Raw genomic sequence first — 23,115 nt, forward strand, 5'->3', positions numbered from 1 at the left:
TCACGAGAGGACCAGAACCATGCTGATCACCCGCCGCGCCGCCCTCGGCGCGCTCGCCGCCACGCCCGTGCTCGCCGCGCCCGCGGTTCGCGCCCAGGCGCCGGTGCAGATCACCTTCAACTACCCGGTGGCCGTGGGCGGGCCGATCACGAAGGTGATCGACGGCTATTGCGCCGATTTCGAGCGCGCGAACCCCGGCATCCGCGTGCGCCCGGTCTATACCGGCACCTACCAGGACAGCATCACCAAGGCGCTGACGGCGGCCCGCGGCGGCGATGCCCCGCAGATGGCCTGCCTGCTCTCCACCGACATGTTCACCCTCATCGACGAGGGTGTGGTGGTGTCCTGGGACGAGCTGCCCGGCGCCGACAAGGGCTGGACCGGCGGCTTCTACCCCGGCTTCATGGAGAATAGCCGCACGGGCGGGAAGACCTGGGGCATCCCGTTCCAGCGCTCCACCATCGTGATGTACTACAACAAAGACGCTTTCCGTGAGGCGGGCCTGAACCCCGAGGTGGCGCCCGCGACCTGGGCGGAGCAGGTGAGCTTCGCGCAGAAGCTGACGAAGCGGCAGGGCGAGAACACCACGCAGTGGGGCATCCAGATCCCCGGCAACGGCTTCGCCTACTGGATGTTCCAGGCGATGGCGACGCAGAACGACGTGCGCCTGATGAACGAGGCGGGCGACCGCACCTCCTTCGCCGACCCCAAGGCAATCGAGGCGGCGCAGTACTGGCTGGACCTCTCCACGAAGCACAAGGTGCAACCGCCGGGCATCGTTGAGTGGGGCACCACGCCGCGCGACTTCTTTGAGCGCAAGGTGGCGATGATGTGGACCACCACCGGCAACCTGACGAACGTGAAGACGAATGCCCCCTTCCCCTTCGGCGTGGCGATGCTGCCGGCCGGCCGCAAGCGCGGCAGCCCGACCGGCGGCGGCAACCTCTATGTCTTCAAATCCGCCAGCCCTGCCCAGCGCGAGGCGGCGGTGAAGTTCGCCCGCTTCCTGACGGAGCCGGAGCGCGCGGCGCAGTGGGGCATCGACACGGGCTACGTGGCCAGCAGCCCCGCCGCCTGGGAGACGCCGAAGATGAAAGAGTACGTGGCCGGCTTCCCCGCCGCCGCCGTAGCGCGCGACCAGCTGCCGCACGCGGTGGCCGAGCTCTCCACCCATGAGAACCAGCGCGTGACGAAGGCGCTGGAGGATGCGCTACAATCCGTGCTGACCAGCCGCGTGCAGCCGGCGGCGGCGCTGACCAAGGCGCAGGACGACGCCGAGCGCGTCCTGCGCAGCTACCGGTAAGGGAGCCGCCGGGCCCATGCGCGGACGCGCGACCCTTCACGCCTGGCTGATGCTGGGCCCGGCCATGGTGCTGCTGGTCGCCTTCACCCACTACCCGGTGGTGGCGACCTTCTGGCACTCCTTCTTCTCCACCCCGCGCGGGACGCGTCCTTCGCGCTTCGTGGGGGTGGAGAACTACGAGGTGCTGGCCGCCGACCCGATCTTCTGGCAGGCGCTGACCAACAACCTGATCTACGCGCTGGGCACGGTGCCGATCTCCATCGCGCTGGCACTGGCCATGGCGCTGTGGGTGAACGGCCGCATCCTCGGGAAGGCGGCCCTGCGCGTGGCCTATTTCACGCCGACCGTGCTTCCGATGATCGCCGTCGCGAACCTCTGGCTGTTCTTCTACACGCCGGATTACGGGCTGGTGGACCGGCTCACCCGCTTCTTCCTGGGCTGGGGCGCCACGAACTGGATCGGCAGCCGGGAAACGGCGCTGGGCGCGATGATGGTCATCGCTGTCTGGAAGGAAGCCGGGTTCTTCATGATCTTCTACCTGGCCGCGCTGCAGGCTATCCCGCCCGTGCTGTACGAGGCGGCGGCGGTGGAGGGTGCATCCCGCTGGGAGGTGTTCCGGCGCGTCACCCTGCCGTTGCTGGGCCCCACCACCCTGTTCATCGCGGTGAATGCGCTGATCAACGGCTTCCGGCTGGTGGACCACATCATCGTCATGACCAAGGGCGGCCCGGACAACGCCACCGCCCTTCTCCTGACCTACATCTACGAGGTCGGCTTCCGCTTCTGGGACACCGCGCAGGCCTCGGCGCTGACCATGGTGCTGCTGCTGCTCCTGATGCTGGTCGCCCTGGCGCAGTTCGCCTTCCTCGGCCGCCGGACACATTACCAATGAGCGCGACGACCACCATACCGGCCGCGACGGCGCAGCCCCGCCTGCGCCTTGGCCTGTGGCTGGAGACGCTGGGTGCCTGGACCCTGGCGATCGTCTGGGCGGCGCCGCTGCTCTACGCCCTCTGGGCCGCCATCCACCCCACCGGCTACGCCACGCGCTTCGAGCTCTTCGCACCGCTGACGCTGGACAACTTTGCCGCCGCCTGGAACGCGGCGCCCTTCCCGCGCTACATGCTGAACAGCCTGCTGCTCGTGACCTTCGTCACGGGCGCGCAGTTTGTACTCGGCACGCTGGCCGCCTTCGTCTTCGCCCGCAGCACCTCGCGCCTGATGGGGCTGCTCTTCGCCGTGGTGCTGGTGCAGCTGATGATCATGCCGGACATGCTGATCGTCGAGAACTACCGCACCATGCGCGCCCTTGGCCTGGTGGACACGGTGGTCGCCATCGGCCTGCCCTATATCGCCTCCGCCTTCGGCATCTTCCTGCTGCGCCAGACCTTCAAGCAGGTCCCACGGGAGCTGGAGGAGGCAGCGCGGGTGGAAGGTTGCGGCACCTTCGGCATCCTCTGGCGCGTCTATGTGCCGCTCGCCCGCCCGACCTATCTCGCCTATGGCCTCACCTCCGTCGCCTACCACTGGAACAACTTTCTCTGGCCGCTGGTGATCACCAACAGCGTGGAAACCCGGCCGGTAACCGTGGGGCTCGCCGTCTTCGCCTCCACCGATCAGGGCATCGACTGGCCCATCATCAGTGCGGCCACCCTCCTCACGGCCGCGCCCCTGCTGCTCGCCTTCCTGCTGTTCCAGCGGCAGTTCGTGCAATCCTTCATGCGCGCCGGGATTCGCTGAGCAATCCGGCTTGGGTGGTTCTCGTGGCCCCTGGGGGAGAGAAGGAATTCTCTTCCCCCTGAACCCCCCTCTCATCTCCCTCTATCGGGCTGCCGCGGGATGCTCGTCCGATGGCGCGCCTGAGGTCGATGACCCAGGCGACTGACAGCGCGGCCCGGACTGACGCGGATGTAGAATCCCTTGTGCTGCCCTCCGTCATCGTATCCGCGGCAGAGCCCGAAGCAGGTCCAGGAGCCTCAGGCTCCTGGTGGAGGGGCCAGGGAAGCAACGCCCCCTGGCGCAACGCGCACGGCCCCATACGGAGTGCGATCGGATCAACATAAGCTAATTCAACGTTCCGCCTGGGCACTGCGTTCCAGCAACGGTCCCGAGGCAGCGCAACCGTGCCCCCTCGCGCACCGTTCTGGCACCGCCTCCAAGGAGCTGCCGCATGAGCGAGAACCCGAAGCCGCCCCAGCCGCCGCAGCAGCAGGCACACCAGCCCGGCGTCGAGAGCGAGATGACGCCGCGCCCCCGCTCGGCGATGGAGGACTGGAAGGGTTCGGGCAAGCTGGAGGGCAAGAAGGCGCTGGTGACCGGAGGGGATTCCGGCATTGGGCGCGCCGTCGCGGTGGGCTTCGCCAAGGAGGGTGCCGACGTCTTCATCCTCTACAAGGACGAGCACGGGGATGCCGCGGAGACGAAGCGGCTCGTGGAGGCTGCGGGGCGCCGCTGCGAAAGCATCGCGGGCGACGTGGGCGACGCGACCTTTGCGAAGCAGGCCGTGGAGAAGGCTGTGTCCTTTCTCGGCGGTCGGATCGACGTGCTGGTGAACAACGCGGCGGAGCAGCATGTCTGCGAGTACCTGGCGGACATAGATCCGGCCCAGGTGGAGCGGACCTTCCGCACGAACATCTTCGGCTATTTCTGGATGACGAAGTTCGCGCTGCCGCACATGCCCGACGGCGCGGCGATCGTGAACACCACCTCCGTCACGGCCTATCGTGGCAGCCCGCAGCTGGTGGATTATTCCAGTACGAAGGGCGCTATCGTCGCCTTCACGCGCAGCCTGTCGAACCAGCTCTACAAGGCGCGCAAGATCCGCGTGAACGCGGTCGCGCCGGGACCGATCTGGACGCCGCTCATCCCCGCCAGCTTCGACGCGGAGAAGACGGCGGAGCACGGCGCGTCGGCCCAGATGGGCCGTGCGGGGCAGCCGGACGAGGTCGCGCCCTCCTACATCTTTCTCGCCTCGGATTCGGACAGCTCCTACATCAACGGGCAGGTGCTGCATCCGAATGGCGGTGACGTGGTGAACGGCTGAACTCTCTCAGAACTTAGGGAAAACGCGCATGAAGGCGATCACCTGGCACGGCAAGGGCGACATGCGGTGTGAGACCGTGCCCGACCCGAAGATCGAGGACGGCCGCGACTGCATCATCAAGGTGTCGTCCTGCGCCATCTGCGGATCCGACCTGCACATCATGGACGGGATGATCCCCGGCATGGAACGCGGCGACGTCGTCGGCCATGAGTGCATGGGCGAGGTGGTCGAGGTTGGCAAGGACAACAAGAGGCTGAAGGTCGGCGACCGCGTGGTGGTGCCCTTCACCATCTCCTGCGGTGAATGCTTCTTCTGCCAGAAGGGCTGGTACTCCGGCTGCGAGCGTTCCAACCCGAATGCCAAGGTGGCGGAGAAGCTGTGGGGCCATTCCCCGGCCGGTCTGTTCGGCTACTCCCACATCCTCGGCGGTTTCCCCGGCGGGCAGGCGGAGTATGTGCGCGTTCCCTACGCCGATGTGGGCCCGATCAAGGTCCCCGAGGGGATGACGGACGAGCAGGTGCTGTTCCTGTCCGACATCTTCCCCACCGGCTTCATGGGCGCGGATTTCTGCAACATCCAGGGCGGCGAGACGATCGCCATCTGGGGCTGCGGCCCGGTCGGCCAGATGGCGATCCGCAGCGCCTTCATCCTCGGCGCGGAGCGCGTCATCGCGATTGACACGGTGCCGGAGCGCCTGGCGCTGGCCCGCGCGGCGGGTGCGGAGACGCTCGACTTCCGTGAGGTGGACATCTACGACGCCATCCAGGAGATGACGAAGGGCCGTGGCGCCGACGCCTGCATCGATGCGGTCGGCACCGAGGCGGACGGCACGGCGAGCTTCGATTCCGTGATCGACCGCATCAAGGTCGCGACCTTCATGGGAACGGACCGGCCGCACGTGCTGCGCCAAGCCATCCACTGCGTGCGGAACTTCGGCACCGTCTCCATCATCGGCGTCTACGGCGGCTTCCTGGACAAGATCCCCTTCGGCTCCGCCATCAACCGCGGCCTGACCTTCCGCATGGCCCAGACCCCCGTGCAGCACTACCTGCCGCGGCTGCTGCAGATGATCCAGGACGGGAAGATCGACCCCTCCTTCGTCATCACGCACACGGCGGGGCTGGAGGACGGGCCCGACCTCTACAAGACCTTCCGTGACAAGAAGGACGGCTGCATCAAGGTCGTCCTGAAGCCCTGAGCCCTCCGGAAAGGAGAAGAACCATGGCACTCGCCATCGTCACCGGCGCATCCACCGGCATCGGGCTGGAACTCGCCAGGCAGGCCGCGCAGCACGGCTACGAGCTGCTGATCGCGGCCGACGAGCCGGAGATCGAGACCGCCGCCACGGAACTGCGCGCTTCCGGCGCGAAGGTGGAGGCGGTGCAGGCGGACCTCTCCACTACGGAGGGCGTGGACAAGCTCCTCGCCGCGACGAAGGGCCGTGAGGTGGAAGCCCTGCTGGCCAATGCCGGACGCGGCCTCGGCCACGCCTTCCTGGACCAGGATTTCGACCGCATCCGCGGGGTGGTGGACACCAACATCACCGGCACGCTCTACCTGATCCACAAGGTCGGGCAGGGCATGCGCGCGCGGAACGCCGGGCGCATCCTCATTACCGGCTCCATTGCCGGCTTCATGCCCGGCAGCTTCCAGGCCGTGTACAACGGCACCAAGGCCTTCCTGAACTCCTTCTCCTGGGCCATTAGGAACGAGCTGAAGGAGACGCAGGTCAGCGTGACCTGCCTGATGCCCGGCCCGACGGAGACTGAGTTCTTCGAGCGCGGCGACCTGATGGACACGCCCGTCGGCCAGCAGAAGAAGGACGATCCGGCCGAGGTGGCGAAGACCGGCTTCGCGGCGATGCTGCGCGGGGACGGCGACGTCGTCTACGGGCTGAAGAACAAGCTGCAATCGGCGGTGGCCAACGTGCTGCCGGCCGCCGTGACCGCGCAGATGCATCGCGGGATGGCAGAGCCCGGCAAGGGCTGACAATGGCCAGGGGGAAGGGAGAGGACTTCTCCCGCCCCCTGGACCCCTTCACCCCACCAGTGCCGCCGCCAGGTTCACCGCCGCTGCCACCACCACGGCGTTGAACAGGAAGGACAGGATGGAGTGGCCCAGCACCAGGCGGCGCATGGCGGCCGACTGGGTGGTCACGTCCGAGACCTGGGCCGTCATGCCCACGGTCATCGCGAAGTAGAGGAATTCCGGGAAGTCGGGTTCCTCGTTCCCCGGGAAGTCCAGGCCCTCGCCCCGCAGCCAGTAGGCATGGGCGTAGTGATGGGCATAGAGCACCTGCACGAAGGTCCAGGAGACGAGGATGGTGGCCCCGGCCAGCAGCGCGGCCTCCTCGGCCCGCCCTGTGCCTTTCGCCCCCGCCAGGTCCAGGGCAACCGCCGCGATCGAGGCGAGGGACGCGGTTACGGAAAGTAGCAGGATGGTCCACTGGTCCTCGTCCAGCTCCTCCGCGCGCCTCTTCATCCGGTCGGGGTCGGCGCCCCAGAGCATCACCAGCACGGCGCCCATGTAGACCACAGCCGCAGCGTCCCAGGAGAAGAGCCAGCGGGCGATCCCGCCGGCCCCCAGGAACCAGGCCGTGGCCCAGCCCAGCACGCCCACGGCCAGCGCCCAGATCAGGATCGGGCGGCGGCTGAGGCGGGGCACGATCACCGGAGTGACTCTTCCGCCTCGCCGATCGGGGGCACCGCGTCGGTCATGCCGGCCAGCACCTCCGCCACATGGCGCACCCGCACCTCGCTACCCTCGCGCTTCAGGCGGCCGGCGATGTTCAGCAGGCAGCCCATGTCGCCCGCCAGCAGCGTGTCCGCTCCGGTGGCCCGGATATCCGCCACCTTGTCCGTGACCATGCGGGCGGAGATGTCGGGGTACTTCACGCAGAAGGTGCCGCCGAAGCCGCAGCACACGTCGCGATCCGCCAGTTCCTTCACCGTCAGCCCCGGCACCGCCGCCAGCAGGCGGCGCGGCTGCTCGCGCACCCCCATCTCCCGCAGGCCGGAGCAGGAATCGTGGTAGGCGGCGACGCCGTCGTAAGGGGCGGGCGAAGCTTCCATCCCCATCACGTCGGAAAGGAAGGCCGTCAGCTCCTGCGTGCGGGCCGCCAGCGCCTCCGCGCGGGCGCGGTAATCCGGGTCGTCGGCGAAAAGGCCGGGGTAGTGGTGCGCGATCATCCCGGCGCAGGAGCCGGAGGGCGCCACCACGAAGTCGTATCCCAGGAAAGCGTCGATAGTCGCCCGCGCAAGGTCCTTTGCCGTCGCCCGGTCGCCCGCGTTGTAGGCGGGTTGCCCGCAGCAGGTCTGGGCGGCCGGCACCTCCACCTGGCACCCCGCCGCCTCCAGCAGCCGGATGGCCGCAAATCCCACCGTGGGCCGGTAGAGGTCCACCAGGCAGGTCACGAACAGCGCCACGCGCGGCTTGGTCTCAGGCATCGCGGCGCAGGATAGAACGGGGACCGGGACTTCGCCACGGGTGAGGGATCCGGGAGGCTCCGGGGGACGACGGCAAGGCCGATCCTCCCCCGTTCAAGCCCTATCCCCTGCCGTCACGGGATCGCGCGCCGAGGCGGCCAGCCAGCCGCCGCCCACCACCAGCGCCGCCGCTGCCAGCACGCGCGGCCCTGCCGTTCCCTCGCCGGTCAGCAGGAGCAGCAGGGTGGAGGCCACCGGCACCGCATAGGCCAGGGTGCCCAGCAGCCGTGGGTCGCCGCGCTTCATGCCCACGTCCCACAGGAAAAAGGCCACCCCTACCGGCCCCAGCCCGAGCAGGACCGCCGAGATCCATTGCCGGGCATCCGGCGCCACCGTCGCCTCGAAGCCAAGATGGGCCAGCAGCGCCAGGATGGCCGAGGCAAGGCAGAACCCCGCCACGGCCTCCGTCGGCACCGCCGCCATCCGGCGCGAGGTGACCGAGTAGGTGGCCCAGACAAAGGCCGCCGCGGCCGCGCAAAGGAAGCCGGGTCCGGCCCCCGGCGGGAATTCCGCGCCCGGCCCCACCACCAGCGCGCAGCCGAGGCCCCCCAGCACCACCCCCGCCAGCCGCCGCGCCCCCAGCCGCATTCCCAGCACCGGCGCCGAGAGCAGCACGATGAGCAGCGGCCAGAGATAGTTCAGAAGGCTCGCCTCAACCGGCGGGGCCCAGGCCAGGGCGGCGAAATACAGCGCGTGATAGCCGAACAGTCCGCCCACCCCGTGCAGCCAGGCCAGGGGCGGCTGGCGCAGCACGCCCAGCCTTCCCTGAAAGGCCAGCCAGGCCGTGGCGAGCACCCCCGCCGTGCCGAAGGCCATGGCCGTCATCTGCAGCGGCGGCACCCCTGCCGAGCCGCGCGCCAGCACCGCCAGGAAGGCCCAGAGCAGCAGCGCGGCCACACCGGAGAGCGTTGCGCGGCTCACCGCGCGCGTCGCGCGTCGCGGGGGGCAACCGTCGCGCGAAGGCCGCGTTGCCCCCGCGTCCCGCCGGGTTCATCCGGCGCCGCATTGGCATAGGAGTGGAGCAAGGTGGGCTTCCTGATTCGCACGGTCATCACGGCCGTGGCTTTCTACATCGCCGCGAACCTCGTGTCCGGGCTCTACTTCCCGAGCCTGACGAACCTTATCATCGCGGCGATCGTCTTCGGCGTCGTCAACGCCCTTATCCGGCCGATCGTCGCCACCCTGTCCCTGCCGCTGACGGTCCTCACGCTGGGGCTGTTCACGCTGGTGATCAACGCGCTGATGCTCGCGCTGACCGCGCTGCTGATGCCGGGCATGCGGATCACCAGCTTCGGCACGGCCTTCATCGCGGCGATCATCATCTGGGTGGTCTCCTGGATCGCCAACAAGCTGGTCGGCGAGCGCACCGTCCAGCCCGTCGGCTGAGGACACGGGGGCAGCCGCGAGGCTGCCCCTCACCCCGCCCCCTCACCCCGTCGGCAGCGCCCGATAGGGCAGGGGCGCGATGCGGGTGGCGTACCAGTCCACCCTCTCCCACACGCCGCCCGTCACATAAGGGTCTTCCGCCCACCAGCCCCGGGCGTCGTCCACCGATTCATGGGCCGTGATGGCGACGGAGCCGATCATCGCCCCGCCGGGCCTGTCAAGGATCGCCCCGCCCAGGGCGAGCACACTGGCCTCGGCCGCAGGGCGGACACGGGCGAAATGCCGTTCTCGCACCGCCAGCCGCCGCTCTCTCGCCGCCTCGTCCGTGCCGTCCCAGGCTACGGCAATGGTGTGTGTCGGGCGCTCGGGCACCGGCCCGTCCGGGAAGGGAGGGTAGGGAAGACCTGCGATGCGGAAGGGATGCACGGCGTGGCTTTCCCATACGCCGCCATGCCGGAATGGCTCGACCGCCAGATAATCCTCCAGCGCCTCAGCCTTCACCAGCATGAGGGAGCCGCGGTACCCACCGCCCTCTGTATCCAGCAGGGGCACGCCGATGATCAGCGTTCCCGCCTCCGCCATCCTTCCCAGCAGGTCGAGATGCGCGGGGCGTGCCCCTCCGATCAGCGCCCCGGCCTCTGCCGAGGCCCGCGCCAGCACCAAACGGCATTCCGACATGGCCCATCCTCCGCCGCGCAAGGCTGCCCAGGAGGCTGGCGGAGCGATGGGCCGCCGGCAAGGCGCTACTTGTTGGTACGGCCGAGATGGCCGGGGTTCACCCCGCCCTCGCGAGTCGTCTCGTTTCCGACATCGCCCTCGTCCGTGTTGTCGGCCTGCAGCGCGGCAGGATCGGTGCCGCGCCCGAAGGTGCCCTTGGAGGAGCCAATGCCAGGGTTGCGCTCGTCGTCGGAAGGCGGGCGGGGCACGCCGTCGCCCAGGCCCTCCTCGTTCGGGCCGCCCTTGGGGTGCTTCGATGACGTCATGCTGGCCTCCCTTCGCGTGAAGGCAGTTTAACGGCCGGCCCCGCACATGGTTCCGGCCGCCAGAACGCTATCCGCCCTCAGTACATGTGCTGGCCGCCGTTGATGGAGAGGGTGGAGCCGGTGATGAAGTCCGCATCATCCGCCGTCAGGAAGCAGACGCCGCGGGCGATGTCGTCCGCCGTGCCCAGCCGCCCGCGCGGGATGCGGGCGATAATCTTCTCCAGCACGTCCGCCGGCACGGCACGCACCATCTCCGTGTCCACATAGCCCGGCGCCACCGCGTTCACGGTGATGCCGAGCCGCGCGCCTTCCTGCGCCAGTGCCTTGGTGAAGCCGTGGATGCCGGACTTGGCGGCGGCGTAGTTCACCTGCCCGTACTGCCCGGCCTGGCCGTTGATGGAGCCGATATTGACGATGCGGCCGAACTTCCGGCTGCTCATCCCATCCCAGACCAGCTTGCAGAGGTTGAAGCAGGAACCGAGATTCGTGTCGATCACGTCGTCCCACATCTTGCGGTCCATGCGCTTCATCGTGTTGTCGCGCGTGATGCCCGCATTGTTCACGAGGATCTCGACAGGCCCGACCTCCTCCTCGATCCGCTTCAGCGCCGTGGCGCATTGTTCCCAGTCGGAGACGTCGAACCGGTAGGTCTTGATCCCCGTCCGCTCCGTGAAGGCCCGCGCCGCTTCCTCATTCCCGGCATAGGAGGCGACCACCGTCCGCCCGGCCTTCTGCAGGTGCTCGCTGATGGCCGCGCCGATTCCGCGCTGCCCGCCGGTGACGAGTGCGATCTTTCCCATTCGAGAAGTTCCTTCCGCAGGCGTTGTCTCCCGCACAAAGCTGACCCTGCCGCGCAGGGCCATCAAGGGCGCCAGGCGCACTATCGCACTGCACAACAACGATTTTCTTCCGCTTGACCTTACGGCACGATTTTTCCGCACAAACAAATTCTGGCCTTTTCCGCCCGGCCGGGTGTAGGACCCCGCCCGCCTCGCCCCGAGCCGCGCTCCCTCAAGGACACCCCAATGGATACCCCGATCGCCGCCGTGCTCTGGCCCGACCACGCCCGCCGCGACATGGCCGCCTTGATGCGGCTGGTGGCCCATCTGGAGCGCTGCTGCCTGGAGATCGGCGCCGAGGATGCCGCCGCGCACCTGGCCGAGGCCGCGGCCTGCCTTGCCGAGGACGGTGCCCAGCGGCGGATGGCGGCCTGACCAGGCCAATCCGGCCCAGGTTGTTCCGAGGCCCCCGGGGAGGCTCCGCCTCCCCGGACCCCTCTGCCAGGAGGCTGGTTGGACCTATAGGTCCAACCCTGGACCTGCATCGGGCCGCCGCGGATGCGATGATCGAAAGGCAGAGCCGAACCGATTTTAAAACCATGTCGGCCCGGGCCGCCGTGTCAGTCGCCTGAGGTCATCGACCTCAGGCGCGCCGCCAGCGAAGCATCCCGCGGCAGCCCGATAGAAAAGGTGAGAGGGGGTCCAGGGGGAGAGAATTCCTTCTCTCCCCCTGAGGCCACCGGAGCCACAGCCCAGGATAAGGCCTCATCGCAACAGGCTCTCCGGTGACCTCTTCCCTGCCCAGGGTGCGGCAGGATGCCCAAACGGCGTGCAGCCTCTTGCCCCGTCCCTTCCTTCGGCCGTCACGCCCCCCCTATCGCCGTGGTATCCTTCCGACCTAGCCTTCGCGCGGTTTGACGCATCGGAGATGCCGCGATGAGCCTGACGCGCCGCAACCTTCTCGCCGGAGCGGCTTCGGCGCCGGTCCTGATGAGTGCTTCCCATGCCCTGGCGCAGGGGATCCAGCCCAAGCGCGGCGGGGTGCTGAACGTCATCCTCAACCCCGAGCCGCCGGTGCTGCAGATCGGCGTCAACAATCAGACGCCGACCCTGATCCAGGGCACGAAGATCACGCAGGGGCTGCTGAAGTTTTCCCCCACGCTCGATCCGCTGCCGGAACTGGCGAAGAGCTGGACGGTGAGCCCGGACGGGCTGGAATACGTGTTCCGGCTGCAGGAGAACGTGAAGTGGCATGACGGCCGCCCCTTTACGGCGGACGACGTCATCTATTCCGTGATGACCTTCAACCGGGAGATCGCGCCCCGCCTGCGCGGCGTCCTCTCCGGCATCGCCGAGGCGACGGCGCCGGACCCCCACACCGTGCGCTTCGTGCTGAAGCAGGCCTTCCAGCCCTTCCTGCTCTGCTTCGACGCCACCGCCCTGCCGATCGTGGCAAAGCACATTTACGACGGCAACGACATCCGCTCGAACCCCTTCAACGCCAAGCCGGTCGGCACCGGGCCCTTCAAGTTCGTGGAGTGGCAGCGCGGCAACTTCGTGCGGATGGAGCGAAACGAGAATTACTGGAAGCCCGGCCAGCCCTATCTGGACGGCATTCTCTGGCGCGTGATCCCGGACGCGCAGAGCCGCCGCGTGGCCCTCACGGGCGGGCAGGTGCAGATGGCGACCGCGACCGATATTGAGCCCTTCGACGTGCCCGCGCTGCGCCAGGCGCCGAACCTCAACGTGACGACTAAGGGCTGGGAGTACTTCTCCCCCATGTTCTGGTACGAGCCGAACCATCGCATCAAGCCCTTCGACGACAAGCGGGTGCGCCAGGCGATGAGCATGGCTCTGGACCGCAACTTCATCGTCAACCGCCTGTGGTTCGGGCTGGGCAAGGCCGCCACGGGCCCCGTCGCCTCCACCACCCGCTTCTACGACGCCAGCGCCAAGGTCGCGCCCTTCGATGTGGCGAAGGCGCGCGCCCTGCTGGACGAGGCGGGAGTGCGGGCCAATGCGCAGGGCATCCGCGGATCCTTCAAGCACCTCATCCCGCCCTATGGCGAGATCTGGACGCGGATGGGCGAGTACTTCCGCCAGGCCATGCGCCAGATCGGCTTCGAGGTGACGCTGGAATCGACGGATGCGGGCACTTGGGGCTCGCGCGTGGCGAACTGGGACTTCGAGACGACCTCCAACGTGCTTTACCAGTTCGGCGACCCGACGCTGGGCGTGGAGCGGAGCTACGTCTCCTCCAATATCCAGAAGATCCTCTTCACCAACACGTCCGGCTACTCCAACCCCAAGGTGGACGAGCTCTTCAACAGGGCGCGCGTCTCCGGCGGTGAGGCGGATCGGCGCGCCGCCTTCTCCGAGGTGCAGAAGACGCTGGTGGAGGACATGCCGCTGCTCTGGGTGGTGGAGGTGAACTACCCGACCATCACGGACAAGAAGCTGCACAACGCCGTCCAGCTCGGCACCGGCGACCACGCCAGCTACGACGACGTCTTCCTCGCGTAACGGGGTCCTATGGAATTGTCGCGCCTGCCCGGCTTCCTTCTGCGCCGGGTGCTGAAATCGATCGTCGTCGTGCTGGCGATCGTGGTCTGCAATTTCTTCCTGATCCATGCGGCGCCGGGTGACCCGGCGACCGTCATGGCGGGCCAGTCGGGCGCGGCGGACCCGGCCTACATGGAACAGCTCCGCCGCCAGTTCGGGCTGGACCAGCCGCTGACGACGCAGCTCTGGATCTACCTCAAGGGCGTGCTGCAGCTAGACCTCGGCTACAGCCACCGCCAGCAGGCAGGCGTGGCCGGGCTGATCGCGGACCGGCTGCCCGCCACGCTGCTGTTGACGGGCGCCGCCTTCCTCATCGCCATCGCCGGCGGCGTCGCCATGGGCGCGCTGGCGGCGCGGCGCGTGGGCACCTGGGCGGACAGCGTGATCACGGTGGTGGCGCTGGCCTTCTACGCCACGCCTCTCTTCTGGGTCGGGCTGATGCTGGTGCTGCTGTTCAGCGTTACGCTCGAATGGCTGCCGGGCTTCGGTATGAGCGACCCGGGCCTCAATGCCACCGGCCTGGCGCTGGCGCTGGACGTGGCGAAGCATCTCGTGCTGCCCGCCGTCACGCTCGGCCTGTTCTACCTTGCGGTCTATGCGCGCCTGACGCGGGCGACGATGCTGGAGGTGGCGGACCAGGACTTCGTGAAGACCGCCCGCGCCAAGGGCGTGCCGGAGGGGCGCGTTCTACGCGCCCATATCCTCCGCAACGCCCTGCTTCCCGTGATCACCTTCGCCGGCATCCAGGCCGGGCAGCTTGTCGGTGGCTCCATCCTGGTCGAGACGGTCTTCGCCTGGCCGGGCATCGGGCGGTTAGCCTTCGAGGCGCTGCTGGCGCGCGACTACGGGGTGCTGATGGGCGTGTTCTTCGTCACCTCCGTCGTGGTGGTCGTGTTCAACCTGCTCACCGACCTGCTCTACGCCCTGGTCGATCCGCGGGTGGAGGTCGCCTGATGGCCCTTCTCCGCCGCTTCGTCCGCCACCCCGGCGCCGTGGTCGGGGCTGTCGCGCTGATCCTCGTCATCGCCACCGCCCTCCTCGCGCCCGTGCTTTTCCCCGGCTCCCCCTGGGACATGGCCGGTGCCCCCTTCGCCCCGCCAGGGGAGGACGGGATGCTGCTCGGGACCGACAGCCTCGGCCGCGACCTCGCCGCCGGGATCGCCTATGGGGCGCGCGTGTCCCTCCTCGTCGGGATCGTCGCCACTGTCGTCTCCATCCTCATCGGCGTCGCGCTGGGCGCCACCGCCGGCTATCTCGGCGGGATCGTGGACGACGCGGTGATGCGCTTCACCGAGTTCTTCCAGACCATCCCCAGCTTCGTGCTGGCCATCCTGCTCGTGGCCATCTTCACCCCCTCAATCACCTCCATCGTGGTGGCGATCGCGATTGTCTCCTGGCCGCCGGTGGCGCGGGTGGTGCGGGCGGAGTTCCTCTCGCTCCGGAACCGTGAGTTCGTCCAGGCGGCGGAGGTGCTGGGCAAGCGCCCGATCTCCATCGTGCTGACGGACATCCTGCCCAACGCCCTCTCGCCCATCATCGTGCTCGCCTCCCTCAACACCGCCAGCGCGATCCTGCTGGAGAGCTCCCTCTCCTTCCTTGGGCTGGGCGACCCGAACCTCATGACCTGGGGCTTCCTCATCGGCACCGGCCGCTCCGTCATCCAGATCGCCTGGTGGATGAGCGTCTTCCCAGGTGTTGCGATCTTCATCACCGTGCTGGCGCTGAACCTGATCGGAGAAGGCCTGTCCGACGCCCTGAACCCGCGGCTGCGCAAGAGGGGTGAACGATGAGCACTCTTCTCTCCGTCGAGGGCCTGACGGTCGGCCTGCCCCCGGGCGGCGACCGCCCGAACGCGATCGAGGACATCACCCTCACCGTCGCGCCCGGCGAGATCCTCTGCGTCGTCGGCGAGAGCGGGTCCGGCAAGTCGATGACGGCCAATGCCGCCATGGGCCTGTTGCCGCCCGGCCTTCCCGTGCGGTCCGGCCGGATCCTGTTCCAGGGCGAGGACCTGCTGGCGAAGCCGCGGGAGGAGATGCGCAAGCTCCGCGGCTCCCGCCTCGCCATGATCTTCCAGGAGCCGATGACGGCCCTGAACCCCTTGATGCGCGTGGGCGACCAGATCGCGGAAGCACTGCGCGTCCATGGCGCCGCGGCGGACGCCGCCCGCCGCGTGCCGGAGCTTCTGGCGGCTGTGAACCTGCCGGACCCGGAGCGCCTGGCCCGCAGCTATCCCTTCCGCCTCTCCGGCGGGCAGCGGCAGCGCGTGATGATCGCCATGGCCCTGGCGCTGGAGCCCGCCCTGCTGATTGCGGACGAGCCGACCACCGCGCTCGACGTCACCACCCAGATGCAGATCCTCAAGCTGATCCGGGAGGTGCAGGGCCGGCGCGGCACGGGCGTGATGTTCATCACCCACGATTTCGGCGTTGTGGCGGAGATCGCGGACCGGGTGGCGGTGATGCAGCGCGGCCGGATCGTGGAATCCGGCCCCGCATCCCAGGTGCTGAACGCCCCCCAGCACGACTACACCAAGGCCCTGATCGCCGCCGTACCCCACGGCACCCCGGCTGAGCGCCCGCCCGTGGAGCCCGGCGCCCCGATCCTGGCGCTGAAGGGCGTGCGGAAGACCTATCACCGTGGTGGCGGCTGGTTCGGCAAGGGCCAGTCCTTCCAGGCCGTGCACGACGCCGACATCACCCTCAACCCGGGCGAGACACTCGGCATCGTCGGCGAGAGCGGTTCCGGAAAGTCCACCCTGGCCCGCGCCGTGGTCCGCCTGGTCCGCCCGGAGGAGGGAGAGATCCTTTTCCACGGCACCGACCTGCGCCCGTTGAGCCGCGAGGCCTGGAAGCCTTTCCGCCGCCAGATCCAAATGGTGTTCCAGGACCCCTACGCCTCGCTCAACCCCCGCCGCTCCGTCGGCGAGGCGATCGCGGAGGGTCCCATCACCCATGGCACCCCCCGCGCCCAGGCCCTGGGCCGGGCGCGGGAACTGCTGCGCCTCGTCCAGCTCGATCCTGGCGCCATGGACCGCTACCCGCACGAGTTCTCCGGTGGCCAGCGCCAGCGGATCGGCCTCGCCCGGGCGCTGGCCATGGAGCCGGAGCTGCTGATCGCCGACGAGCCGGTCTCTGCCCTCGACGTTTCCGTCCAGGCCCAGGTGCTGGCCCTGCTGGCCGACATCCGGAAGCGCCTGGGCCTGACGATGCTCTTCATCACCCACGACCTGCGCGTGGCCGCGGAGATCTGCGACCGCGTGGCCGTGATGCAGCGCGGGGCCATCGTGGAGCAGGGCCCGACTGCCGCGGTTTTCGCCAGCCCCGCCCATCCCTATACCCGCGCCCTGCTGGACAGCATCCCCGGGCGGGGTTGGACACCGCCTCCGCGGGAAAGGCCGCACTTTCCCTGACCGGGAGGACGCTGGTAGCCGATCGGGAAGAGCCCGTGTCCCTGCAGGCGCACCGCGAGCTGAGTGACTCCAGCTTCTAGAAGAAGATAATGGTGAGGGGGCCGGGGTAGAGGGAAATCCCTCCCCTTGCCCCGGGACAGACCGCGCGCGAAGAGCCGGCTGGCCCGGATGGACGGCTCGACCGCTCTGCGGGGATGCCCCTGACGCCGGAATGGCGGTGGGGAGCGCAGCCCGGCTGATCCTCTCCTTTCGCCCTGAAGAACCATGCGGAGCCCGGGCCAGTGTTCCGGGCGTGAGCGTGCCGGTGCCTGACGCGCGCGACGTCATGGAGCCCAACGCCACGGCAGGTGCGGTCGTGGCCGCTGTCGCAGCGGGCGGGCCGCTGGCCGGCACGCCGTCCGCCGTGAAAAGGCTGTTCGACATCGCAGGCCTCCCTCACCCCCGCGGCTTCGCTGATCAACTTGAGGCGGCCGCCAGCGGCGCGGGGGCTTGCTGCCGTGGAACTCTACCTCCTGAGTGCTGCTGTGGCTGGCACTGGCTTCTCAGCCATGGCAGTTCCCGAATAACTACCCGAAGCCAATCGCCGCTCCTGAGCAAAATCACAAGAAATGAGCAAAAAATAGACGGATTCAGTCAACTGAGATCAAGTTAAGAGAAATCGGCTGTACTTGCGTGCGAGCAAGTAGCATCTTATCGTCATGGGAGGGTGAAGTGCAGCAGTATGGAGACAGTTTTGTCCCAAGAGGTTCTCGTCCCCACGTCTATTGGTGAACTGATCGACAAGATCACAATACTTGAGCTTAAGGCGCGGTTCGTTTCGGATTCGGAGAAGTTGAATAATATCCGACTTGAGTTGGATGCATTGTCGGGGATCTTCTCACCCATTCAGGCCGCCGCGCCTGAGGGAACTGCTGAGTTGATCGACCAACTCCGGAAGGTCAACGAGACGCTTTGGGTGGTTGAGGACGATATACGTGATCGGGAGAGGCTGAAGGACTTCGGCGAAGAGTTCATCCGACTGGCCCGGGCTGTCTACTTCACGAATGACGAGCGAGCCGCTCTGAAGAAAAAGCTCAACATCATGCTGGGCTCAAAGTTCATCGAAGAAAAATCTTATAAGGAATTCTAACGGCAGTCGCGCTTGTGCCCGTTCCCGATCAACCTACTCCGGAATCCGGGTGCTTTCCTTGTTGCCACATGGGCGACTTGGTCCGGCGCTTCTGCTGCCCACCAAACGGTGGATCGGAACAAGGCTGCCTCTTCGCCGGATACCGTTGGAAGGCGCAAGCTTTGGCGGCGGTAATGTCCTGCTGTCCGTGGCGGCCGATATCTAAGTGGCGCGCCGAGAATTTCCGCGCATTTACACAGGGCAAGTGGGCATGACGGTAGTGGAGAACGAACGGGAGCATGCCGGCACCGATATGGTGCATGCGGCATTCGCCCTGTTGCTAGGTCGATCGGCAAGCCCCGCCGCGACAGTGGCGGAAATGGCCCGGATGTCGCCGGTCGCGCTCCTTCAGCGTCTGACCTCGTCCAAAGAATTCTTCCAGAATGTTGTGCTTCGCTTGGCAGGCAGCGAAGCGTTGCCCCACGAGCGCCGTCAGGCCTCTCCGCAGTCCCCGCTCGTCGATTGGATCGTCGACCTCGCGAAACCGGAGGCCGCAGCCGCTGCGCGCGCGGCGCGCACATGGCGCGACTTGCTTCTGCTTCTGTTGCGGGACCCGGCGGCAGGTCCGACCATCCTCTCTCCGGCGCATCGCCCGGAGATCCTGCGGGCATTGGAGCCTGTTCTGGGACCGGAACGGGCGATGCAGGAGAACAAGCCGGCTGCCACCCTCCTGCCGGATCCTGCCTATGCCACGCCGGCGGTGGCGGCCGAGGTCTTGGGGCAGCTGCTCCAGACGCTTCCCGCGGCCGAGCTTGGCGAATTCTGGACTAAGCTAGAGGAGAATATCCTCGGCAAACGCGTCCGACAGCTCTTTCGGGAGAAGCAGTGGGCCGATCTGAATGCCCTCCATAAGGCTGGCGAGGCCGCGCGAAAGAAGCGTGCCGAGATCCAGACCATGATCGGCCGCAGCCATATCTACGCCGGGGAATACGATACCGCAGCACGGCTACTGAGCAGTCTTGCAACGGAATTCGAAAGCGACGCGACGATCCAGTTCTATTCCTCCGTGGCGCTCGCACGGAACAATGAACTCGAGAAGTCCGTTGGCTTCGGCCGCCGCGCGATCGCATTACGGCCGAAAAACGATCAGTTTCTTGCCGACCAGAGTGCCGTTCTGCGCCAGCTTGCCCGACAGAAGACGACAGATCAGGCCAGCCGAACGGCTTTGCTGGAGGAGAGCATCGATGCGTGCCGGATGGCCATCCAGGTCAATCCGAACCGTGCCGAGAATCTGGGATTCCGGATAGCGCGGAACTTCTTTGATCTGCGCCGCTTTCCGGAGGCGCTGGCAGCGACGGACAAGCTGCTGAAGCTGAAGCCGGATGGCGTGCCATCGCTGATGTTGCGCAGTGACATCCTGCTTGCGCTGAACCGGCCGGCCGACGCGCTTGCCATTGCAAGGCGGGTCCTCGAGATCGAGCCCGGACATCAGGGAGCTCAGTATCAACTCCGCTCGCTCCGGACCCTCATCGACGACGATGAGGATCGTACGGGGGGCGAATCCTTGGCTCTGCTGACGATCCTGCCGCAGGCCGATACGGTGACCGGCTCGATTTTCAGCGTTGTGGATGGCCAACTGCTGGAGACGGCGCTTCCCGAAACGCCGCCCGCGGTTGATTCTCTGCAACTGCTCAGCAGCTTGCCTGCCGAATGGGTCATACCCCTCCCCGCCGGTCGGGCGCCCCCCGTGATTTCTGCGGCCTGGATGGCCAAGTTGCACGAGAACGGGCTTCGCTGGAGCGGGCGCGTGCTGATGGCCGACGAAGCGGGTGCGCCGCTGGAGATCTGGCGCCGTGACCTGATCACTCTCCTGATTGAGTCCGGGCTGCTTCGTGGTTTGGCCGAACTCCCGGGCGATCTTGCCGAACATGCCGCTATGGTCGCGACCATCGATCTATCGGGATCCCTTGTGTCGTCGCACGCACCAGGGTGGCGGGGCCGCAGGACCGTCGTGCTGATGTCGAAGCACGGCGTCGTCAAGTTCGGGGGCGGCGAGCAGTTCCTCGACAGCATGGCCGAGCACTACGCGGAGATGGGCTTCGATCCGGTCATCGTGGGCACCCGCGCCGACATGGTGGGGCAGTCCGGCGTGGAGAACGGCCGCGCCTTCCACTTCGTCGAGGAGACTGCGGCCGCCATGCGGCAGTTCTTCCTGGAGGTGAAGCCCGCGATTGTTCATGTGCTGTCGGGGCTCGGCTACCAGGTGGCCGACGCGCTCGAGTACCTGGACGTCCCGTTTGTCTATGGTGTCCACTTTTGGCGCGACTGCCTCGGCCTGATAGAGGGCGATAACCAGTTTTTCCTGAATTTTGATCGCGATCCGGTTCCGCGTCCGGCCTTTCGCCGCATCTTGCAGCGCGCCGCGACGGTCTACTCCAATTCCAGCTACACGCAGGCCGTGCTGGAGGAGGCCTTCCATGCCCGGACGCCCATCATCTACTCCCTGCCGCGCGACGTGGATCCGTCGGTGCAAGCGGAACGGGAGCGGGAAGCCCAGGATCTGCTGGGCGATCGAAGGGACTTCGTTCTGCTCGTCAACGCGAAGGGGGAGAAGGGCTTCGACCTGCTGCTCGCGACGGCGCGTCTCTGCCCGGACATCCCGTTTGTCGCCATCTCCAGCCAATCAGACCAGAGCGAGGCGGAGGCTGCCGTCGCTGACGCGGGTGCCGGGAATGTCGCGATCCTCCCCCGGACCGATCGCATCGACCTTCTCTACAGCAGGAGCAAGGTGGTCGCGGTACCGAGCTACCACTTCGTGGAAACCTTTAGCCGTGTCTGTATCGAGGCCCAACGCTTCGGAAGGCCGGTACTCGGCTCGGACCGCGGAAATGTTCCCTATCTCCTCCAGGAATCAGGCGTGGTCCTGCCGGAGAATGCGGACCGCTGGGCCGCCGAGCTGCGGCGGATCTATGACGATCCCTCCTACTACCGCGGTCTAGTCACCCGGGCAGAACAGAACTCCTCCCGCTACAGCTACGACAGGCAGCGGCGGTCGCTCCATGGGATCATCTCCAGCCTCGGCGACCAGATCCTGATCGGCATCGGCTCCGGTATCGGCAACATGCTGCATGTTGCGCCCATGGTGCGAAACATCGCCCGCCGACTTGGCCGCAAGGTCGACCTTGTCGTGGCGGAGGACCACAAGAGCAGTCTCTTTCTCCTGCAGAACTCGGATTACGTGAACGCCGCCTTCTCGCTGCGGCAAACGGTGCTGCGCAAGCGTTATGATCAGGTGTTCATCACACACTCGTTCGGCAGTGCGCGCGTGCCTTTCCTGGCACGCCGGACGCAATATTCCCGAGACTGGATGATGTTCGAACCCGGTGGGCCGTTCCATGAGACCGTGTTCAATCTGGAGGCGGCCAAGGCGCTGCTCGGGGTCCCCTACGACGATGAGGACGTGACCGGATACTTCGTCGCGGATTACACGTACCAGAAACCCCTGAACGGCCGCCGGATCGGCATCCACGGCGGCTCGAAGGACGGGTTCTGGAGAAGCAAGCGGTGGCCCGGCTACGTGGACCTGGCGCGGGAGCTGCAGCAGCACGGCTACGAGGTGGCCTCCTTTGGAGTCGAGACGGAACGCGTCCCGGAGACACTGGACCTGACCGGCGGCACAATCTCCGAGATGATTGAGGGGATGATGACCTGCTCGTACTTCATCTCCAATGACAGTGGCCTGATGAACATTGCGAACGCACTTGGCATTCCCCTTACGGCGCTGTTCGGCCCCACCAATCCCAGGACGCGCGGCCCGCTCCGCCCGACGAGCTCCTGGCTTGGCCTTACGAAGGATTGCTCGCCGTGTGAGATCAGGCCGTCCCACATGAAGACCTTTCTTTCCAGCGAATGCAGCTGCATCCAGGAACTGGATTATCGCACCGTCCGCGACCACGTGTTTGCGGAATTACGGCGCCACGATCTGCTCCTGGAAGCAGGAGGTGAGGGGAAGGTATGGCCTGCCATGACCTTCCACGATGTTCAGGGGTAGCGGAGCGCGAGGAGAGATGAGGTATGCGGTGCATCGTCGTCTCGGTCCGATTGGTCTCGTCCAGTCGAGCCCATCTCGCCACAGGGCCCTGATGCCGATGCAGGCCCGCCTTTCCCAACAGGCTGATCCGTGATGGCTGCCAGCTCGCTCATGGGCTCGGTGAGCGTCGTTGTTCCCAACTACAATTATGCACGTTACTTGCCGGAGCGTTTCGCTTCCATCGTCGCGCAGGGCCGGATCGTCCGGCATCTGACCTTCCTTGACGATGCTTCGAGCGACAACAGCATGGAGGTGGCCGAGCCTCTTCTCGCAGGCCTCTCGATCTCAGTCACGGCACAGCGCAATGCCGTCAATTCCGGATCGGTGTTCCGGCAATGGGCCCGTGGCGCCGAGGCTGCCGGGACACCGTTCCTCTGGATCGCGGAAGCGGACGACAGCGCAAGGCCGGGTATGCTGGATGCTCTTGCTCAGCGTCTCGCCAGTGATCCATCCGCGGCATTCGCATTCTCAGACTCGGCCGCGATCGACGTGGACGGCGTCGTTACCGCGGAGAGCAGTAAGCCATACGCCGCTATGATGGGCGATGACTTGCTGAAGGGGGACGCGACCCTGACCGGGCAGGAGTTCATCGGCCGCTGTCTCTGCCCGCGCAACCTCGTCGTCAGCGCCAGTGCCGTGCTGTGGCGCACTGAGGCCTTGCGTGCCGCGTTGGAAAGCCTGGGCGATTCCATCGGCCGCTGGCGCTGTGCCGGTGACTGGCGGATCTACACGGAGGCCGCTCGGATGCATGCAAGCATCCATTACGAGGCGCGTCCGTTCAACCTCCACCGTCGTCACGCCTCGAGTGTCACGGGCTCCATACCCGTTGTCCGTCACTTCGCGGAGGTTGTCGCCATGCACTCGACACTGCGACGGCTCCTGGATCGAAAGGCTGAGCAGGACGAGAAGATGCGTCACTATCTTCGTGACCTTCGGCACGCCTGGAACCTCGGCTAGACGTTTT

21 protein-coding genes are annotated in these 23,115 nt (G+C 67.0%); 15 read left to right on the plus strand and 6 right to left on the minus strand.

Annotation, left to right across the window (positions count from 1 at the left end; genetic code table 11):
* Positions 1–19 precede the first annotated feature (19 nt).
* From J5Y10_RS20860 to J5Y10_RS20885, 6 genes are all read left to right on the plus strand, one after another.
* On the plus strand, positions 20–1,303 hold the full coding sequence (locus J5Y10_RS20860; RefSeq protein WP_209376042.1) for an ABC transporter substrate-binding protein: 1,284 nt from the start codon (positions 20–22) through the stop codon (positions 1,301–1,303).
* 16 nt (positions 1,304–1,319) lie between these two features.
* Positions 1,320–2,195: a carbohydrate ABC transporter permease gene (locus J5Y10_RS20865; protein WP_209376043.1), complete on the plus strand. Its 876-nt coding sequence runs from the start codon at positions 1,320–1,322 to the stop codon at positions 2,193–2,195.
* Complete coding sequence (locus tag J5Y10_RS20870) at positions 2,192–3,043, plus strand: carbohydrate ABC transporter permease (protein WP_209376044.1); 852 nt, start codon at positions 2,192–2,194, stop codon at positions 3,041–3,043. Before J5Y10_RS20865 ends, J5Y10_RS20870 begins: the two co-directional genes overlap by 4 nt.
* Positions 3,044–3,473: 430 nt before the next feature.
* Positions 3,474–4,346, plus strand: a complete 873-nt coding sequence (locus tag J5Y10_RS20875; RefSeq protein ID WP_209376045.1) for an SDR family oxidoreductase — start codon at positions 3,474–3,476, stop codon at positions 4,344–4,346.
* A gap of 28 nt (positions 4,347–4,374) precedes the next feature.
* Entirely contained in the window at positions 4,375–5,544 is a 1,170-nt protein-coding gene (locus J5Y10_RS20880; protein ID WP_209376046.1) for a zinc-dependent alcohol dehydrogenase, read from the plus strand.
* A 23-nt stretch (positions 5,545–5,567) separates the two neighbouring features.
* On the plus strand, positions 5,568–6,335 hold the full coding sequence (locus J5Y10_RS20885; RefSeq protein ID WP_209376047.1) for an SDR family NAD(P)-dependent oxidoreductase: 768 nt from the start codon (positions 5,568–5,570) through the stop codon (positions 6,333–6,335).
* A gap of 48 nt (positions 6,336–6,383) precedes the next feature.
* Here J5Y10_RS20885 and J5Y10_RS20890 read toward each other — a convergent pair whose 3' ends face one another.
* The 3 genes from J5Y10_RS20890 to yddG all read right to left on the minus strand — a co-directional run bounded on the left by J5Y10_RS20890 (position 6,384) and on the right by yddG (position 8,752).
* Complete coding sequence (locus J5Y10_RS20890; RefSeq protein WP_209376048.1) at positions 6,384–7,016, minus strand: DUF1345 domain-containing protein; 633 nt, start codon at positions 7,014–7,016, stop codon at positions 6,384–6,386.
* A complete protein-coding gene (locus J5Y10_RS20895; protein WP_209376049.1) occupies positions 7,013–7,792 on the minus strand; it encodes a (Fe-S)-binding protein in 780 nt (259 codons plus the stop codon). Before J5Y10_RS20895 ends, J5Y10_RS20890 begins: the two co-directional genes overlap by 4 nt.
* Before the next feature lie 93 nt (positions 7,793–7,885).
* Positions 7,886–8,752 carry an aromatic amino acid exporter YddG gene (gene yddG, locus J5Y10_RS28800; protein WP_209376050.1) on the minus strand — a complete coding sequence of 289 codons (867 nt, stop codon included), beginning with the start codon at positions 8,750–8,752 and terminating at the stop codon, positions 7,886–7,888.
* A gap of 105 nt (positions 8,753–8,857) precedes the next feature.
* Between yddG and J5Y10_RS20905 the strand changes: the two genes are divergently transcribed.
* Positions 8,858–9,217: a phage holin family protein gene (locus J5Y10_RS20905; RefSeq protein ID WP_209376051.1), complete on the plus strand. Its 360-nt coding sequence runs from the start codon at positions 8,858–8,860 to the stop codon at positions 9,215–9,217.
* A 42-nt stretch (positions 9,218–9,259) separates the two neighbouring features.
* Here J5Y10_RS20905 and J5Y10_RS20910 read toward each other — a convergent pair whose 3' ends face one another.
* The 3 genes from J5Y10_RS20910 to phbB all read right to left on the minus strand — a co-directional run bounded on the left by J5Y10_RS20910 (position 9,260) and on the right by phbB (position 11,000).
* Positions 9,260–9,895 (minus strand): YciI family protein, encoded by a 636-nt coding sequence (locus J5Y10_RS20910; RefSeq protein ID WP_209376052.1) that lies wholly within the window; start codon positions 9,893–9,895, stop codon positions 9,260–9,262.
* Positions 9,896–9,960: 65 nt separating this feature from the next.
* On the minus strand, positions 9,961–10,200 hold the full coding sequence (locus tag J5Y10_RS20915) for a hypothetical protein (protein WP_209376053.1): 240 nt from the start codon (positions 10,198–10,200) through the stop codon (positions 9,961–9,963).
* A 77-nt stretch (positions 10,201–10,277) separates the two neighbouring features.
* A complete protein-coding gene (gene phbB, locus J5Y10_RS20920) occupies positions 10,278–11,000 on the minus strand; it encodes an acetoacetyl-CoA reductase (protein WP_209376054.1) in 723 nt (240 codons plus the stop codon).
* Between the two features lie 225 nt (positions 11,001–11,225).
* Between phbB and J5Y10_RS20925 the strand changes: the two genes are divergently transcribed.
* From J5Y10_RS20925 to J5Y10_RS20960, 8 genes are all read left to right on the plus strand, one after another.
* Positions 11,226–11,414 carry a soj family protein gene (locus J5Y10_RS20925; RefSeq protein ID WP_209376055.1) on the plus strand — a complete coding sequence of 63 codons (189 nt, stop codon included), beginning with the start codon at positions 11,226–11,228 and terminating at the stop codon, positions 11,412–11,414.
* A 501-nt stretch (positions 11,415–11,915) separates the two neighbouring features.
* Positions 11,916–13,502 carry an ABC transporter substrate-binding protein gene (locus J5Y10_RS20930; protein WP_209376056.1) on the plus strand — a complete coding sequence of 529 codons (1,587 nt, stop codon included), beginning with the start codon at positions 11,916–11,918 and terminating at the stop codon, positions 13,500–13,502.
* A 9-nt stretch (positions 13,503–13,511) separates the two neighbouring features.
* Positions 13,512–14,495, plus strand: a complete 984-nt coding sequence (locus J5Y10_RS20935) for an ABC transporter permease (RefSeq protein ID WP_209376057.1) — start codon at positions 13,512–13,514, stop codon at positions 14,493–14,495.
* Positions 14,495–15,331 carry an ABC transporter permease gene (locus tag J5Y10_RS20940; protein WP_209376058.1) on the plus strand — a complete coding sequence of 279 codons (837 nt, stop codon included), beginning with the start codon at positions 14,495–14,497 and terminating at the stop codon, positions 15,329–15,331. The genes J5Y10_RS20935 and J5Y10_RS20940 overlap by 1 nt, the downstream gene beginning before the upstream one ends.
* Complete coding sequence (locus J5Y10_RS20945; protein ID WP_209376059.1) at positions 15,328–16,953, plus strand: ABC transporter ATP-binding protein; 1,626 nt, start codon at positions 15,328–15,330, stop codon at positions 16,951–16,953. Before J5Y10_RS20940 ends, J5Y10_RS20945 begins: the two co-directional genes overlap by 4 nt.
* A 733-nt stretch (positions 16,954–17,686) precedes the next feature.
* Positions 17,687–18,082, plus strand: a complete 396-nt coding sequence (locus J5Y10_RS20950) for a DUF6165 family protein (protein WP_245214923.1) — start codon at positions 17,687–17,689, stop codon at positions 18,080–18,082.
* A 250-nt stretch (positions 18,083–18,332) separates the two neighbouring features.
* The gene (locus J5Y10_RS20955) at positions 18,333–22,112 is read left to right on the plus strand and encodes a glycosyltransferase family 9 protein (protein WP_209376061.1); all 3,780 of its coding nucleotides are present in this window, start codon (positions 18,333–18,335) and stop codon (positions 22,110–22,112) included.
* Positions 22,113–22,244: 132 nt separating this feature from the next.
* On the plus strand, positions 22,245–23,108 hold the full coding sequence (locus J5Y10_RS20960; RefSeq protein WP_209376062.1) for a glycosyltransferase family 2 protein: 864 nt from the start codon (positions 22,245–22,247) through the stop codon (positions 23,106–23,108).
* Positions 23,109–23,115 lie beyond the last annotated feature (7 nt).

The organism is Roseomonas indoligenes, from assembly GCF_017813365.1.
GTDB classification, from domain to species: Bacteria; Pseudomonadota; Alphaproteobacteria; order Acetobacterales; family Acetobacteraceae; genus Roseomonas; species Roseomonas indoligenes.